This is a genomic window from Pseudomonas fluorescens group sp. PF-1 (assembly GCF_054481335.1).
On sequence record NZ_JBTMNG010000002.1, the window covers coordinates 1518611 to 1534141 of the forward strand.

Sequence of the window (15531 nt, forward strand, 5' to 3'; positions counted from 1 at the left end):
ATGTGGATCGAACGTCTGGATGCCAGCCACGCCCTGGCTTACCGGGAGATGATGCTCGAAGCCTATGACCGTCACCCGCAGGCGTTCACCTCCAGCGTGCGCGAGCGTGCCTGCATGCCCTTGCAGTGGTGGGAGTCGCGCCTGACCGGCAAGCTGGATCAGGTGTTCGGCGCGTTCGAGGAGGGCAGGTTGGCGGGCATTGTCGGGCTGGCCTTCGAGCCTCGGGAAAAGGCCCGGCACAAGGCGACGCTGTTTGGCATGTACGTGTCCGCCGATGTCCGTCAACGCGGACTCGGCTATCAATTGGTGCAGGCGGTGTTGGCCGAGGCGCAGCAGCATCCGGAACTGCGGCTGATCAAACTGACCGTCACCGCCGGCAATGACGCTGCGTTCAACCTGTACCGTCGTTGTGGGTTCATCCAGTTCGGGCTTGAGCCGATGGCGGTGCGGGTGGGAGAGGAGTATTTCGACAAGATTCACATGTGGTGTGAGATCCAGGCGCACCGCCAATCCCTGTCGGAGCTCGCTTGCTCGCGATAGCGTCATGTCTGACACATTGATGTTGGATCTACCAACGCCATCGCGGGCAAGCCCGCTCCCACAGAGGTGGTGATGTTCTAGCGGACCGCGCTAACCCCATCCAGCGTCGAAAACGACGTGTCCTTCGCCGTCAGCAGGAAATCGCGCATGTACGGTGCATCCAGCATGTCGGTGCGAACGGCCGCGTACAGCGTCGCGAACAGTCCTTTCTCGCCCAGCCGCTTGGCCTTCACGTAACCCCGTGAGCTGTACTCGTGCAGCGCCCAATGGGGCATGCCGCAGACGCCGCGTCCGCTGGCCACCAGTTGCATCATCATCACCGTCAGTTCCGATGTGCGCACTTGCGCCGGTTCGATATCGGCCGGTTCCAGGAAGCGGGTGAAGATGTCCAGGCGGTCGCGTTCCACCGGGTAAGTGATCAGGGTTTCCGTGACCAGGTCTTCCGGGACGATGTAGGCCTTGCTCGCCAGCCGGTGCTGGTTGGCCACGGCGAGCATCGCCTCGTAGGTGAACAACGGCACGTAAGTGATCCCCGCCAAGTCCAGCGGATCGGAGGTCACCACCAGGTCCAGATCGCCACGGGCCAGGGCCGGAAGGGGCGCGAAGGAAAACCCCGAAGCCAGGTCCAGCTCGACTTCCGGCCAGGCGTCGCGGAATTGATCGATGGTCGGCATCAGCCACTGAAAGCAACTGTGGCACTCGATCGCCATGTGCAAGCGACCGGCGGTGCCACCGGCCAGCCGCGCGATGTCGCGTTCGGCGCCACGCAGCAGCGGCAGGGTGGCGTCGGCCAGTTGCAGCAGGCGCAAGCCGGCGCTGGTGAAGCGCACCGGTTTGGTCTTGCGCACGAACAGCGGCATGCCCATGCGCTCTTCCAGTTCCTTGAACTGGTGGGACAGCGCCGACTGGGTCAAATGCAGGCGATCGGCCGCATCCACCAGGCTGTCGGCTTCGCGCAAGGCGTGCAGGGTCTTCAGGTGACGGATTTCAAGCACCGGGGTGGCTCCATGAGGAAAACTTGTGATCAACACGAAAAGGTTGAGTTTGTCTCATGTTGCCCTGGCTGTCGACAATAGCGCCATCTTTTAAGGGAGGAAACTCACCATGGCCTTGGCCCACACCCTTGGTTTTCCGCGCATCGGCGCCGACCGCGAACTGAAAAAAGCCCTCGAATCCTACTGGAAGGGCGATCTCGACCAGGATGCGCTGCAAAGCGTCGGTCGCCAGCTGCGTGCCACCCACTGGCAATTGCAAAAAGACGCCGGTATCGACCTGCTGCCCGTCGGCGACTTCGCCTGGTACGACCAGGTACTGACCCACTCCCTGGCCTTCGGTGTGATCCCCGAGCGCTTCGACAGCACCCGGGACGCGCACGGCCTGCCGACCCTCGACACCCTGTTCGCCATGGCCCGTGGCGCCACGGCGACCTGCTGCGGCGGTGAGCATGGCCAGACGCAATACGCTCAGGAACTGACCAAGTGGTTCGACACCAACTACCACTACCTGGTCCCGGAATTCAGCGCCGAGCAGCCGTTCAAGCTGAGCTGGGAACAGCTGTTCGACGAAGTCGCTGAAGCCAGGGCCCTGGGTCACAACGTCAAACCGGTGATCATCGGCCCGCTGACGTACCTGTGGCTGGGCAAGGCCAAAGGCAACCACTTCGACAAGCTCGACCTGCTGGAACGCCTGCTGCCGGTGTACAACGAAATTCTCGGTCGCCTCGCCGCCCAAGGCGTGGAATGGGTGCAGATAGACGAACCGATCCTGACCCTCGACCTGCCGCAAGCCTGGAAAAACGCCTTCGAACGCGCCTATCACATCCTCCAGTACTCGCCGCTGAAAAAACTGGTGGCGACCTACTTCAGCGGTCTGCAAGACAACCTTGGCCTGGCCGTTGGCCTGCCGGTGCAAGGTCTGCACATTGATGCGGTGCGCGCGCCCGACCAATTGCTGCATGTGCTCGATCGCCTGCCGACCTACAAGATTCTCTCGGTGGGCCTGGTCAATGGCCGCAACGTCTGGCGCTGCGAACTGGAGCCTGTCCTCGCACAACTGCAATTTGCCCAGGAACGCTTTGGCGACAACCTGTGGGTCAGCAGTTCCTGCTCGCTGCTGCACAGTCCGGTGGATGTGGAGCGTGAAGACAAACTCGATCCGGAACTCAAAAGCTGGCTGGCGTTTGCCGTCCAAAAGTGTGGCGAAATCGCTGTGTTGCGCGATGCCTTGAACGATCCGCAGGCGCCCAAGGTGCAAGCCGCCCTGGCCGAGAGCCGCGCCGTTCAGCTCAGCCGCGCCGAGTCGCCGCGCATCCACAAGGCCGACGTGCAGGCACGTGTCGCGGCGATCGGCCCGAACGACAGCCAGCGTCATTCGCCGTTTGCCAAGCGCATCGAACAGCAGCGTGCACGCCTGAAACTGCCGGCGTTTCCGACCACCACCATCGGCTCGTTCCCGCAGACGGCATCCATCCGCCTGGCACGCCAGGCCTTCAAGCAAGGCAAGCTGTCGGCCAATGACTACACCGACGCCATGCGTCATGAAGTCCGTCACTCCGTGCAGATCCAGGAGCGCCTGGGGCTGGATGTGCTGGTTCATGGTGAAGCCGAGCGCAACGACATGGTCGAGTACTTCGCCGAACAGCTGGACGGCTACCTGTTTACCCGTTTCGGCTGGGTGCAGAGCTACGGTTCGCGCTGCGTGAAACCGGCGATCATCTACGGTGACCTGAGCCGACCGAACGCCATGACCGTCGACTGGATTACTTATGCACAGGGTCAAACCGACAAGGTCATGAAAGGCATGCTCACCGGGCCCGTGACCATGCTGATGTGGTCGTTTCCCCGTGAAGACGTGTCACGTAAAGTCCAGGCGCAACAATTGGCCTTGGCCCTGCGTGACGAAGTGTTGGACCTGGAAGCCGCTGGCATCAAGATCGTGCAGATCGACGAAGCCGCGTTCCGTGAAGGCCTGCCACTGCGTCGGGCGCAATGGCAGGAATACCTCGACTGGGCGGTGGAAGCGTTCCGCCTGAGTGCCAGTGGTGTGCGTGACGAAACCCAGATCCACACCCACATGTGCTACAGCGAATTCAATGACGTGATCGAAGCCATCGCGGCCATGGACGCGGACGTGATCACCGTTGAAACGTCGCGTTCCGACATGGAATTGCTGGAAGCGTTCAAGGCGTTCGACTACCCGAACGACATCGGTCCGGGCGTCTACGACATCCACTCGCCACGGGTGCCGGACACCGCCGAGATGGTCAAGCTGATGAGCAAAGCGGTGAAGCGCATTCCGGCCGAGCGTTTGTGGGTCAACCCCGATTGCGGTCTGAAAACCCGTGCCTGGCCGGAAACCGAAGCGGCGCTGGTGAACATGGTGGCGGCGGCGCGACAGTTGCGTAGCCAATTGGCCTGATCACTACCTCCCTGTAGAAGCGAGCCGGCTCCGGGCGGCGTTCCGACGATCGACGTCAACGATAACGCGGGAAGCCAGATACCCAGCGGTGCACCTGCGTTTTTCGCGAGCAGGCTCGCTCCTACAGAGGTTTACGGTGTTTAGAGTTCGGCGAAGTGTTTGATCCCCAGCGGTTTGCCGATGTCGCCGCGCCAGATCGCTTGCACGTTTGCACCACTGCCAGCCTGGGCCTGCTGCCATTGCAGGCCCAGGTTGCGTTGCTCCGGCAGTTTCAAATGACCTTTGACGAAATCGTTGAACGCAGGTTTTGCCGAGGTGTAGTGGAAATGTGCGTACCACAACGTCTGGGGTGACTCGCCGCGCACATCGCGAACCTCGTACTCCTGAAGGAAATCCCTGCGCCCGTCCGTGCGCTTGCCCAGATCGCGCAGGCCGCCTTCCTTGCGAATGTCCACCACGCGTTGTTCAAGCAGATAGTCCAGATAGCCCTCGGTCGGGGTCTTGCTGTTCAGGGTCTGGTCGATTCGCAGCGTGCGCCCGGCACGGGACAATTCATTCGCGCGATTGCGCAGTTGCAGTGCCACCGTCTCCGTGGGCGACAGCCGTTCGATGGCCTGGGCGCGCATGTTCAGTTCCGCGGCTTCATTGGTCATCATGTGCTCCAGGTCGACCGGCAACATGTCCTGGCGGGCGTAGCCTTCGACTTTGCCTTTGTAGGCGTCCACCGTGCCGAGTCGTTTCCTGGCCTCCACCAGCAACGGCGTGATATCGGTCACAAGCTCCGTTGGCGCAGCTGCCACTGGCTCACTGAGGTGATATTTGCCGCTGGATGAGCGCGGCAGCCAGGTTTCCCTGTAACCATTGGCTCCCTCGACGGTGAAGCGCTGTTGGCGGGTCGCGGCATCAGTGCTGGCGACACCGATAAGCAACTGGTTGTCTTCAGTCTCGAACAGTTGCTTTGCCGCGCTTCCCGCTCTTGCACTGTTGGAGGGGCGTGTCTTGATGGCATGGAGAGCCGCTGCTTCGACGTTTGCCAGATTGTCGAGAAACGCGGTGACCTGCTCCAGATCCAGGTGCTGCGGATAACCCAGGGACCAGGCCCCGAGGTTGCGACGAAACTCGGCATAGGTCGCCAGGCAATCTTCGAGCACCTTGTTGCGCTGGGTAAACGTGGCCCGTACTTCAGGCAATTGATGTTGGGTCAGCAGCGCTCGCCCGACCTTGTCGCGGGCCCGTTTCAACTGTACGTGAAAGTAGGCCCAGGACTGGTCGGTGACGGCGTTGTAGTGAGTGATGATCTCCAGCTCATTCGCCGTTTTCAGGTAGTAGTAGTTGGCATCGCTGAATTTTTCGTTAACCGTGGCCATCTCCGGGGCCACTTTCGATTTTTGTACGCGGTTGGTGATCCGGCCGTTCCATCGATTGGCTTCTGCAACCTGTGTGTGAAGCAGGTCAAAGTCCTTGAGAAACTCGATTCGTATTTCCTTGCGTTGCGCCATCAGTTGAATGTGTGCGGCGGTATCGCTGAGCGGCGTGGCCTCCGATCGGGCAATCAACTGATCGATACGGTTGAGGTGTTCCAGCAGGCGTTCCTTGACCAAAGCGATTCGCCGTACCATTCGATCGACGATCATCCAGGCGCAGCGGCTTTGAACATCTTCGACCAGCAGGCGTCTTCGGCCGTGGCTGATCAGCATCAGTTCTTCAAGGTTCAGATACTGGGCCTGCGCCAGCTCGATGTCGTTCACGCAAATAATGTCGGCATTGGCTCGAAGCGGTGGGCGCTGCTCCTGATCAAGACTGAAGTAATGTTCCAGCACGGCGTTGGAGCTGTCGGTCTGGGTCCCGAGTCGCCGGGAGTAGGCATCGGCGGTGTTGGTCAGGGTCAATTGGCGTCGCAACGCCCGGTCGGCCCACCAGCGTGGCAACCAGCGGCGAATGGCGGCGGGCCAGAGCGGGTCGAGACCGTCAGCCATATGACCGAGCACCGCGCCGCCGCCGGCACCGCCGCCTGCCGTTACGGTGCCGTACACCGCATAGTGGGTGTTCCAGTTGCCGGCTTCATCCAGGGCGATGGGTTGTTTGTAGGTTCGGGTGCTGGTTGCGCCCAAGCGCCATTGCGGTGGGTTGTCCGTCAATTCGATGCGATAGATACGCCCCTGGCTGATCATGAAGTCGCCATCGGCGTGGCGATAAACGTTGCGATAAATCCCTTCGGTACCCGGTTGCAGGCCGGCCAGGGAAATCTCCTGTTCGTACTCATAACCTGCGAAACGCTTGAGGGTGTGTCGCACCTGCTGCGGGGTCGAGACCTGCAAGGCGCCAGGCTGTTTCGTCAGGGCGCGCAATTGTCGCCCGCGAGTGGCGGCACGCGCGGCGCTGGAAGTGGCGCCAGCAACGGGCAGCACATCCATGGCCGCGTCGATCAACGACAGCAGCACGGCTTCCACCTCGGCCAGGCCGTGGCCGACATCACCGCGCAGGAAAGCCGCCACCGCCAGGTTGGCGCTGTTCCAGGCGTCGTACAGGGCAATGGCGGTACCGACGAAAGGCACCACGCCCAGCGCCATTTTCAGGTAGTTGAACATGGCCCCGGAGCGCAGCGCGACGTGCTCCAGATACAAGGCATCGTTGGAGCGCGATGTCGCCCGATGCGCCTCCAGCAAACGGCCCATGTGCACATTCAGTAGATGCGCTGCCAGGGAGGTGCTGGCCGGCCAGGCGGTGCCGACGCCGATCAGGGCATCGAAGTTTTTCACCCGGGCCTGGTTGATCCGGCTGACGTGTGAGGCAAATTCCCCGGTCAACGCGCGACCGGCCAGGTAGGTGACCATGGTGCTATGCAGGCATTGGTTGAACAGGAACATCCGCGCCTGTTCGAGGCTGTCGAACTGACGCAAAAACACTCCGTCGGGGCAGTCAGGCCGATAGAGCAGGGTCAGGCCGCTGACCTGCTCGACGATGAAAGTCACCCCGGCCAGGGTGCTCGGTCCCTCGCCGGGCGTGTCCTTGCCGCCAACGGTTAGGTGGGCGGGTAATAACTCGATGCGTTTGCCATCGACGGAGAAGGCTTCACGGCTGTTGGCGTCGATGGCGATTCGCAGCACCTTCTGGCCGGCGGTATCGATGTCCTTGGCGAGCACGGCGAACTCGCCTTGCAACTCAAGCATCAGGCGCCACGGCTCGCTCAGGCATTCACGCCGATATTCATTGCTGAAGGCCGAGGCAGTCGGGGGGCCCAGGAAGGTCTGGCGGATCAAGGTTTCATAGTTCCCGGCCAGATCCAGCTCGGTGACCAGTTTGCGCAGGTAGGCCTGGGTGATGCCGGTTCTCAGCTTCTGCCGTTGCCCCTCGTCAGCGCCGCTGATCTCGACCCGCATCAACGACACGCGCAACCACATCGCCTGATCGATATTGCTTTGCGCCAGTTCGGCGAGGGACAACCGGCTGCGTTGCTCGCTGCCGATCAGCACATTTTTGTGCGGTGTGCCCGGCGCCGGGCCCTCGATCGGCACCTTGCGCCATGTGGTGGTGTCGGGGAGGTCCAGCAACACCTCAACGTTCTGCGTGAGGGAGAAGTCTTTGCGCAGGCGGGCGTCGATGGCTTTTTTGCTGAATGAGTCGCGCATTGGCAGTTCCCGTTCCAGCAGTTTTTGGGAGCGCTTCATCGCCGCGATGTAGGCGGTGAACAGCGCCTTGAGACGTTCGCGTTCGGCCTCGGTCAGCGCGCGGAGGGGCGACGGCAGCCGAGTGGCCAGCAGCGCGCTGCGGTTTTGCTCAAGGATGTGCGCAAAGGCCAGCTCTCGCGCGCTGCTGGCGGGGACGGTCAGGCGGGCGAGGGTCTGTTCTCGCAGGTGTTCCAGTTCCGCCGTGCGTTGGTCGGCATGGGAGGGCGCGGAGTGGGCGGTCATCAGCCGCGTCGCATGCTGTTCACAGCTGTGAAGCTGGATTTGCAGGGCGTACTCGAACGGGTTGCCCGTCAGCGGCAAAAGCTGCAGCGCTTGCGTGTCGTCGTTGGCCGGCTGCCTGAACATCTTCTGCTGCAGTGCCTGGCAAGAGGCGAACCGCTGCAGGCCGCCGAAATGTCCGGGCCAGTAGAGCAGCACGCTGTCGCTGGCGGACGGCAACAATGCCGATGGCCGGGCAAACAGCAGCACACCGTCGAGTTCCTGGGTTTGCGTGCGCAGGGTGTCACCTTCGCTGTCAGTCGCGGTCAACACCAGTCGGGCGACCACCACGTCGGCCGGTCTGGGTTTTTCGGGGGCGTCGAGCACGACCGTGAGCCACTGATGTTCATCGCCGCTGATCTGATCCAGGCTCAATTGCAGGTCGGCTTCGGCACGCAGGCCGTTCAGGCGCGCTTGGTATAGGGCCTTGTAGAGAGAGGGCGATGAGTGACGCAGTTCCAGCAGTTGCGGCGCATTGTCGGCGCTTAACAGGGCATTTGCGGCCTCGCTGCTGGCCTGTTGAGCGGCGCGCAGGGCGTCGAATTGCTGTTGCAGCCGCTGCATGCGCGGGTCGTCGGCGGTGCCTGCAAAGTCCAGCCCCAGCAGGTTCTGCAGTGCCGTTTGCTGTTGCACTACGGCGTTGTGGCGAAGGTCCAAGGGAATATCGGGGCTCAGTTGCCCGAACGGAGCGATATCCTGGTTTGCCTCCGGCATGGGCAGGTCGGGGGGCGAGGCAAAGACACGGTCGTTGTGTTGCCGCTCGGCAGGCACCGTGGCCAGTCGCACCAACAGGGACTCGGCACTTTTCGTCAGCTGCGGGGTGTCCAATACGGTGTAATCGACCGTGACGTGGCGGGTCTCGGGGTCAGGTTGCTGCTGGATTAACCAGCGTTCCAGACTGTTGCGATTTTCAAAGATCATCCAGGGCACTTGCCGAGACGGCAGATACAGCAACTGGGTGACCGGTTGGTCGGTATTGCGGGTAATGGCCAGGGCCCCCCGAAGTTCGTCAGTCAGACCGCTGTCGCCCCTGAGCGACAGGGTCTCGACGTAAACCAGGATCTCGGGGGAGCTCGTTTGCACTGCCGGGGTGACGAGGTCCAGCAGCATGTTGAGCTGCTCGGTATTCAAGGTGCCCTGGGCAAATGCCAACTGGCACGATGCTTCGAAATGCTGGCGATACAAGCGAATGGCCTGTGCCTTGCGTGAAAGGTCGGTGCCGCGTGCGCGTGCCTGCCACCAGTTCGCGGTCAGGGGGGCTTGCGGGTTCTGCGCCATGAGGGCCAGCCACTGTTCGCGGCAGTCGTTCCAGCGTGCCGAGGCGCTCAGGTGCAGGTTGTCGTCCGTGCCTTGGGCCAACGGGGGGACGATGCCGAAGTCGGCCAGCGGTGCGTTCGTTGATTCGAACATGAAGAAAAACTCCGATGGGTGAAAAATCGGAGCCATTAGAGGTCGGTGGGAAAGCGGCATGGCGGTACATAGTTATCGTGTGGCGCTGGACGTGCCCTGATGACCGCCCGGCACTCTTCATCAAACTGTCATCGAACTGTGGCAGCGCGCTTGAACAAATTTCATCAGACTCGCGCTCTACTGGGGTTCTGCGTTTCGGTGTTTCTTCATGCGTGCTTTGTTTTTATCAACAGTCTTTTTTATGGCCGCGTTGTTGGGCCTGCCGTCATGGGCGGCGTCTCGTTGTGACGTCAATGTCCCGACCGAACGGGCAGACCTGGCCCAGGTGAGCCTGGCGTACCAGAGCATTGGCCGCGCCTCCGATCCGGCCTTGCTGCTGGTGATGGGCCTGGGCGGGCAGTTGATTCACTGGCCGGACGAGGTGGTGGTCGCGCTGTGTCAGCAGGGCTTCCGGGTGATCCGTTATGACAATCGCGATGTCGGCTTGTCCACCTGGCGGCAACCGCCGGTCGAAGCCAACCTGACCTTCGAAGTGTTGCGCTACAAGCTCGGCTTGCCGGTGTCGTCGCCGTACTCGCTGACCGACATGGCCGAGGATGGCCTGGGGCTGATGGATGCCTTGCACATCGAGCAATTCCACGTATTGGGGGCCAGCATGGGCGGCATGATCGCCCAGCACATGGCAGCCATGGCGCCGCAGCGGGTCGAGAGCCTGACCCTGATCATGACCAGCTCCGGGGCCGAAGGCTTGCCGGCGCCGAGTGAGGCGTTGGTGCAGTTGCTTGCGCGGCGTGGCGCGCCCAATCGTGAAGTTGCCCTGGAGCAACAGGCCGATCTGCTGGCGGCGCTGGGCAGTCCGATGGTGACCGATGATCGTCAGGCGCTGTTGCATCAGGCGGCCGTGTCCTATGACCGGGCGTTCAATCCCGAAGGGGTGAAACGCCAGATCATGGCAATCCTGGCCGAGCCGAGCCGTGTGGCGTTGCTCAACCAGTTACGCGTTCCAGCGCTGGTGGTGCATGGCACGGCCGATCCGTTGTTGCCGGTGATGCATGGCGTGCACCTGGCGGCGCATATCCGTGGCAGCCAGTTGAAATTGATTCCGGGATTGGCCCATCGTTTCCAGGAGGCGTTCAAGGCGCCGTTGCTGGCGGCGGTGTTGCCGTACTTGCGGGCTCATCGCGAGGACACCTCGCATTGGGCGCAGATCGAGCCGGTGGCCGAACACAATCTGCTGTAACTCCCCGCCGCCAGATCATGGGGGCAACCGTCGACTGACATTTTTCAGTCGTCAAAAAAGTAGCTATATGCCACTATGGTTTTGACCGTGGCTGCCGTTACAGGCAGCGATGTTTTCAATCATAGGGATTTGATCCATGAATTTTCACGCTCTACGCACTATCGCTGCACTGACTTTGCTTGCCTGCCTGACCCTCACTGGCTGTGCCAACGTCCAACCTCCCGTACCGCTGGACCATCAATTCTGGGATGCCAAGGAACCGACCATTGGTGTGGCGATCACCGTGGTACCGCCACCGGTGTTGGCCTTGACCGGAAATCAGGGATTTCTCGACTACGCCATCAACAAGGGCGTCAACAGCAAACTCAGTGCCAACGTCGAGCAGTGGCAAGTGCGTGATCTGACCACCTTGCCGGACGTGATCGTTGCCAAGTTGCAGGCCAAGGGCTACAAAGCCAAGCGTATCGACGAGCCGCTGGATTTGAAAATCTACAAGGAAATCTCGTTCCACGAAGGTTACATGACCCGTGACCTGACGCCGGTCAAGGCGGCTTATGGGGTGGACCGGTTGCTGTTGGTGAACGTCTACGCCACCGGTGCCACGCGCAGCTACCACGGCTTCATACCGACCAGCGTGCCGATGGCGCAGGTGGGCGGGCAGGGCCTGGTGGTCGACCTGGCCGACAACAAACTGTTGTGGTTCAAGCCTTTTGTCGTGACTCAAGCCGCTCAGGGCGAGTGGGATGAGCCGACCTACAGCAACCTGTCCAATGCGTTCTACCAGGCTGTGGATACCAGTCGTCAGCAAATGATCACTCCGTTCGCACAATGAAGCGTCCAATCGTTGGGGCCAGCGCGCTGGCCCTGTTGATGTTGACGGGTTGCGCACAAAAACCGGCCCCCGAAGCCGGTTTCAAGGATCAGGGCGCATTGCCCTACGTCCAGGCCCACGGGCTCAAGGTCGATGTCCAAGTGCCGCAAGCGTTTGTTGGTGCCAGCACGGTGATCGATTCCGAGGCTGCATTGAAGGCGGCGTCGATCAGCCAGAACCTGGTCGCGAACTCGGGTAACAGTGCCGGACTAGCCGGGCTGCTGGTGGCCAGCGTGGTCAATACCCAGGTGGGCAGCGGCAGCCTGCAGCGCGATGCGGAAAAAGCCGCACTCAAAGACTCGCAACCCATGGCCGATTTGCTCGGTGGCGTGGCGTTGCAGGAACGCCTGCAGCAGCGCTATCAACGGGCTTCGCAAAGTGCCGGGCTCAAGCAGGGCGAAGGCCAGGTCACGGCTCGTTTGTTGATTGAGCCGAAGCTGATGCTGACCCCGGATCGCGGCAGTTTTGTGCTGGTCAATCAGGTGCAGGTTCAGGACATTGCCGGTTCGCCGCTGTATCGCATGCGCATCGAGGTGGCCAGCCAGCCGATTCGCCGCTGCGGACAGCAGTGCATCGATGACGGCAGCCTGGAACTGGCGAAGGTTACCGCCGTGCTCGATGAATGCATCGATGAGTCCATGCGGGTGTTGGCCACCGACCTGATGCAGCCGACACCGCCTCCGGCAGCCCAGGAAACCTTGCGCTATGTGCTGGACGGTCGGCGCGTGGTCGAGCGCGGTTATCAACTGGCCAACAACGGTAACTATTGGCGCTATCGCAACCTCTACGGCGCGGTGAAGTCTGTGCCCGTGCCGTTTGAGGATGCGATGACCCAGGCGCAATTGCAGCAGGTTTCAGGGCGCTAGCGCTCCCGGCCTGACACAGCAAGCTCGCCTCCTACAGAGGGCAGTGTGTTTCCTGGCTCAGCGCACGATCTTGTCCACATGAATCCCGAGTTTTTTCAGCCTGTACCAGAAGCTGCGCTCGGAGATTCCGATCAACTGCGCGGCGGCGGCCTGTACGCCGTTGCTCTGTGCCAGCGCCGCCAGAATGTAGGCCTTTTCGACTTCCGCCAACGCGGCGTCCAGATCCGGCGGCACGCTGGCGCCCTCGTTGAGAATGGCGCCGCTGCCGGCCGGCGACGAAGCAAACAGGTACGCCGGCAGATCATCGTCTTCAATCACCGTCCCCGAGGCGACGATGGTGGCGCGCTCCACACAGTTTTGCAGTTCGCGGATATTCCCCGGCCATGAATAATGGGCCATGGCCTGTAGCGCTTGCGGGCTGAAACCGGTGATGCGCTTGCCCGCGGCAGCGCCCAGCGAATGGGCGAAATGCCGGGCCAGCGGGGCGATGTCTTCGACGCGTTCGCGCAGGGCCGGCAGGGGAATCGGGAACACGTTGAGCCGATAGTAGAGGTCTTCGCGAAACTCCTTGTTGGCCACCGCTTCGAGCAGGTTTTTATTGGTGGCGGCGATGACCCGCACATCGACCTTGCGCTCGCGGGGATCGCCCACCGGTTCGATCACCCGCTCTTGCAAGGCCCGAAGGATTTTCGCCTGCAGGGCCAGGGGCATTTCGCCGATTTCATCGAGAAACAGCGTGCCCTTGTCGGCCTGCTGGAACCGTCCGATCCGGTCGGTCACGGCGCCGGTGAAGGCCCCTTTGCGGTGGCCGAACATTTCGCTTTCCAGCAAGCCTTCGGGGATGGCCGCGCAGTTCACCGCAACGAAGGGTTTGTCGGCGCGATTGCCGTGCTTGTGGATCGCCCGGGCGACCATTTCCTTGCCGGTGCCGCTTTCGCCGGTCAGCAGGATCGTCGCGTTGCTTTCGCGCACTGAATCGATCGCCTGCAGCACCCGGCGGAAGCTCGGGCTGTCGCCGATCAGGCTGTCGATCTGCTGGTGTTCATCGAGTTCGGCGCGCATGCGCTGGTTGTCTTTGAGAATGTCGCGAAACTGCAGGGCCTTGCTGACGGTGATGTCCAGCTCATCGATGTCGAACGGTTTGGCGATGTAGTCGAAGGCGCCGTTGCGCATCGACTGCACGGCGTTTTTCACCGTGCTGTAGGCGGTCATGACGATCACTGGCAACTGCGGGAAACGGCTTTTGATTTCCGCCAGCAATTGCGGGCCGTCCATGCCGGGCATGCGCCAGTCGCTGATGACCAAGTCGATGTCTTCGACCTCCAGCACCTTGAGCGCGTGCAGGCCGTTGCCGGCAGTGAAGACGCTGATGCCGTTCTGGCTCAACGCCGAGGCGAGCAGGTCGCAGAGCTTGGGCTCGTCATCGACCACCAGTACGTTATGTGTCATCGCTGCCCTCGTCGAAGTCGGCACCATTGGCCGGAATGTACAGGCTGAACGTGGCCCCGGCCTGTTTTTCGCTGGCGCATTCGATGCGTCCGTCATGACTTTCCATGATCGAGAAGACCTTCGCCAGACCCAGCCCGGTGCCAGAGGCCTTGGTGGTGACGAACGGTGTGAAGATGCGTTCGAGCATGTCCGGTTCGATGCCCTCGCCAGTGTCGCTGATGCTGATCACGGTGTAGGGGCCATCGCGGCTGATGCCCAGGGTCAGGTGTCCGCCGTCGGGCATGGCGTCGATGGCGTTGACGATCAGGTTCAGGCCGGCCTGCTTCAATTGCCGTGCGTCGGCGTAAACCGTGGCGCCGGGGGCCTGATCGTCGATGCGCACGTCGATGTGGTGGCTGGCCAGTTCCGGCGCGCAGAACCCGGCCAGTTCATCCACCAGCGGTCGCGCCGATTGGGTCGAACGCATCGGTGCGCTGGGCTTGGCAAAATCGAGGAAGTCGGTGATCAGGTCATTGATCCGGCTGACTTCGCTGACCACGTATTCCAGATGCCGCTTGTCGCTTTCGGGCAGGTCGGCGCGCCGATGCAGCAGTTGCGTGGCGGTTTTGATGATGCCCAGTGGATTGCGGATTTCATGGGCCAGGCCCATCGCGACTTCGCCCAGGGCATGCAGGCGGTCGCGGCGACGCAGCTGCGATTCGAGATGCTGCAACTCGCCGAGGCGCTCACTCATGTGGTTGAAGGTGCTGCTCAGTTCCGCCAGTTCGTCACCGCCGGTCACCGGCAAGCGTTGGCGGTAGTCGCCGGCGATCACGGCTTGAACGCCGTTGGAGAGCCCGCGCAAGGGTTTGGTCAGGCGCTGCGAGACCAGCCAGCCGACCGTCAGGGACGCCGCCGAGCTGAGCAGGAAAATCAGGATGAACAGGTTGCTTTGATTGACCAGTCCCAACAGGCTGCTGTGGCGTAGCAGGCCGCTGAAAATCACGCCTTGCAGCTCACCTTCTTCATTGAAGATCGGGCGGTAGATGCCGCTGTAGCGATTGGTGAACTGCTCGGTCGGTTCCCGGGTGGCGCGCAGGATCTGTTCGATTTTTTCCGGTACGGCCGACGGGTGATCTTCGAAGCGCTGGGAGGAGAACACTTCCGCGAAGTCATTGGCCTTGGCCAGGTACAACCGCAGGTCCAGGGAATGCACCTCGGCCACGCTGGTGAGGAAATTTCTGTCCAGGTAAGTGGCCACCAGCAGTTTGTACTCGACACCGGCCTGCTCAGTCTCGAAGGTCGAGACCACCGTGCCGGTGGCGATACCGCCGACTTGCAGGGTTTGCAGAACGGCTTTGGGGGCGAGGCTGATTTGCCGGACGATGTCGTCGGAGGCGGTGCTGAACAGCACTTTGTGATCGCTGTTGCGCACCAGCGCCACCACGTCGATGCCGATGGCGTCGGCGATGTCGGCGGTCAGCTTGTCGTTCTGGCCCGACAGTTGATCGATGGGTGGGCGCCTGTAACGCAGGAACAACTGTGCGGCCCGTGCATTGTCACGCAGTATTTCGCCGATTTCGTCTTCGACGATCTTGGTCGATTCCTGCAGCCAGATCCGTACGTTGCTGTCGAAAATCTGCGACAGGGTAGTGGCCGCGAGTTCGGCGGCGATCATGGTCGGGATCACGCTGACCAGCCAGAAGGCCAGCACCAGTTTGCGTTGCAGGCTCCAGCCGGAGAGGGCAAAGGGGCGGGCGTTGGAGGGGCGGTGTCTGGTCATCGGGTTTCGCTTGTCGAAAGCCATTTCGG

At 61.8% G+C, this 15531-nt stretch carries 9 protein-coding genes; 5 read left to right on the plus strand and 4 right to left on the minus strand.

Annotated elements, in window-relative coordinates:
* Positions 1 to 540, plus strand: a complete 540-nt coding sequence (locus tag ACX3YD_RS21570; RefSeq protein WP_458960951.1) for a GNAT family N-acetyltransferase — start codon at positions 1 to 3, stop codon at positions 538 to 540.
* A gap of 77 nt (positions 541 to 617) precedes the next feature.
* Here ACX3YD_RS21570 and metR read toward each other — a convergent pair whose 3' ends face one another.
* Positions 618 to 1535: a transcriptional regulator MetR gene (metR, locus tag ACX3YD_RS21575; RefSeq protein ID WP_047538239.1), complete on the minus strand. Its 918-nt coding sequence runs from the start codon at positions 1533 to 1535 to the stop codon at positions 618 to 620.
* 109 nt (positions 1536 to 1644) lie between these two features.
* On the opposite strand from metR, the gene metE reads away from it, so the two are divergent.
* Positions 1645 to 3957 carry a 5-methyltetrahydropteroyltriglutamate--homocysteine S-methyltransferase gene (gene metE / locus ACX3YD_RS21580; protein ID WP_458960952.1) on the plus strand — a complete coding sequence of 771 codons (2313 nt, stop codon included), beginning with the start codon at positions 1645 to 1647 and terminating at the stop codon, positions 3955 to 3957.
* A 140-nt stretch (positions 3958 to 4097) separates the two neighbouring features.
* On the opposite strand, the gene ACX3YD_RS21585 is transcribed toward metE, so the two are convergent.
* On the minus strand, positions 4098 to 9314 hold the full coding sequence (locus tag ACX3YD_RS21585; RefSeq protein WP_458960953.1) for a dermonecrotic toxin domain-containing protein: 5217 nt from the start codon (positions 9312 to 9314) through the stop codon (positions 4098 to 4100).
* 208 nt (positions 9315 to 9522) lie between these two features.
* Here ACX3YD_RS21585 and ACX3YD_RS21590 point away from each other — a divergent pair, with 208 nt between their 5' ends.
* The 3 genes from ACX3YD_RS21590 to ACX3YD_RS21600 all read left to right on the plus strand — a co-directional run bounded on the left by ACX3YD_RS21590 (position 9523) and on the right by ACX3YD_RS21600 (position 12291).
* Complete coding sequence (locus tag ACX3YD_RS21590; RefSeq protein ID WP_458960954.1) at positions 9523 to 10554, plus strand: alpha/beta fold hydrolase; 1032 nt, start codon at positions 9523 to 9525, stop codon at positions 10552 to 10554.
* 136 nt (positions 10555 to 10690) lie between these two features.
* Positions 10691 to 11386 (plus strand): hypothetical protein, encoded by a 696-nt coding sequence (locus tag ACX3YD_RS21595; RefSeq protein ID WP_458960955.1) that lies wholly within the window; start codon positions 10691 to 10693, stop codon positions 11384 to 11386.
* Positions 11383 to 12291 carry a hypothetical protein gene (locus ACX3YD_RS21600; protein ID WP_458960956.1) on the plus strand — a complete coding sequence of 303 codons (909 nt, stop codon included), beginning with the start codon at positions 11383 to 11385 and terminating at the stop codon, positions 12289 to 12291. The genes ACX3YD_RS21595 and ACX3YD_RS21600 overlap by 4 nt, the downstream gene beginning before the upstream one ends.
* A 57-nt stretch (positions 12292 to 12348) precedes the next feature.
* On the opposite strand, the gene ACX3YD_RS21605 is transcribed toward ACX3YD_RS21600, so the two are convergent.
* Positions 12349 to 13740, minus strand: coding sequence for a sigma-54-dependent transcriptional regulator (locus ACX3YD_RS21605; RefSeq protein WP_458960957.1), 1392 nt, complete (start codon positions 13738 to 13740; stop codon positions 12349 to 12351).
* Positions 13730 to 15502: a sensor histidine kinase gene (locus ACX3YD_RS21610; protein WP_090467371.1), complete on the minus strand. Its 1773-nt coding sequence runs from the start codon at positions 15500 to 15502 to the stop codon at positions 13730 to 13732. Before ACX3YD_RS21610 ends, ACX3YD_RS21605 begins: the two co-directional genes overlap by 11 nt.
* Positions 15503 to 15531 lie beyond the last annotated feature (29 nt).

Bases quoted from the DNA above. Each gene is read 5' to 3' on its own strand.
- ACX3YD_RS21570 (WP_458960951.1), top strand. From the start codon at position 1: ATGTGGATCGAACGTCTGGATGCCAGCCACGCCCTGGCTTACCGGGAG.
- metE (WP_458960952.1), top strand. From the start codon at position 1,645: ATGGCCTTGGCCCACACCCTTGGTTTTCCGCGCATCGGCGCCGACCGC.
- ACX3YD_RS21585 (WP_458960953.1), bottom strand. From the start codon at position 9,314: ATGTTCGAATCAACGAACGCACCGCTGGCCGACTTCGGCATCGTCCCC.
- ACX3YD_RS21590 (WP_458960954.1), top strand. From the start codon at position 9,523: ATGCGTGCTTTGTTTTTATCAACAGTCTTTTTTATGGCCGCGTTGTTG.
- ACX3YD_RS21595 (WP_458960955.1), top strand. From the start codon at position 10,691: ATGAATTTTCACGCTCTACGCACTATCGCTGCACTGACTTTGCTTGCC.
- ACX3YD_RS21600 (WP_458960956.1), top strand. From the start codon at position 11,383: ATGAAGCGTCCAATCGTTGGGGCCAGCGCGCTGGCCCTGTTGATGTTG.
- ACX3YD_RS21605 (WP_458960957.1), bottom strand. From the start codon at position 13,740: ATGACACATAACGTACTGGTGGTCGATGACGAGCCCAAGCTCTGCGAC.
- ACX3YD_RS21610 (WP_090467371.1), bottom strand. From the start codon at position 15,502: ATGACCAGACACCGCCCCTCCAACGCCCGCCCCTTTGCCCTCTCCGGC.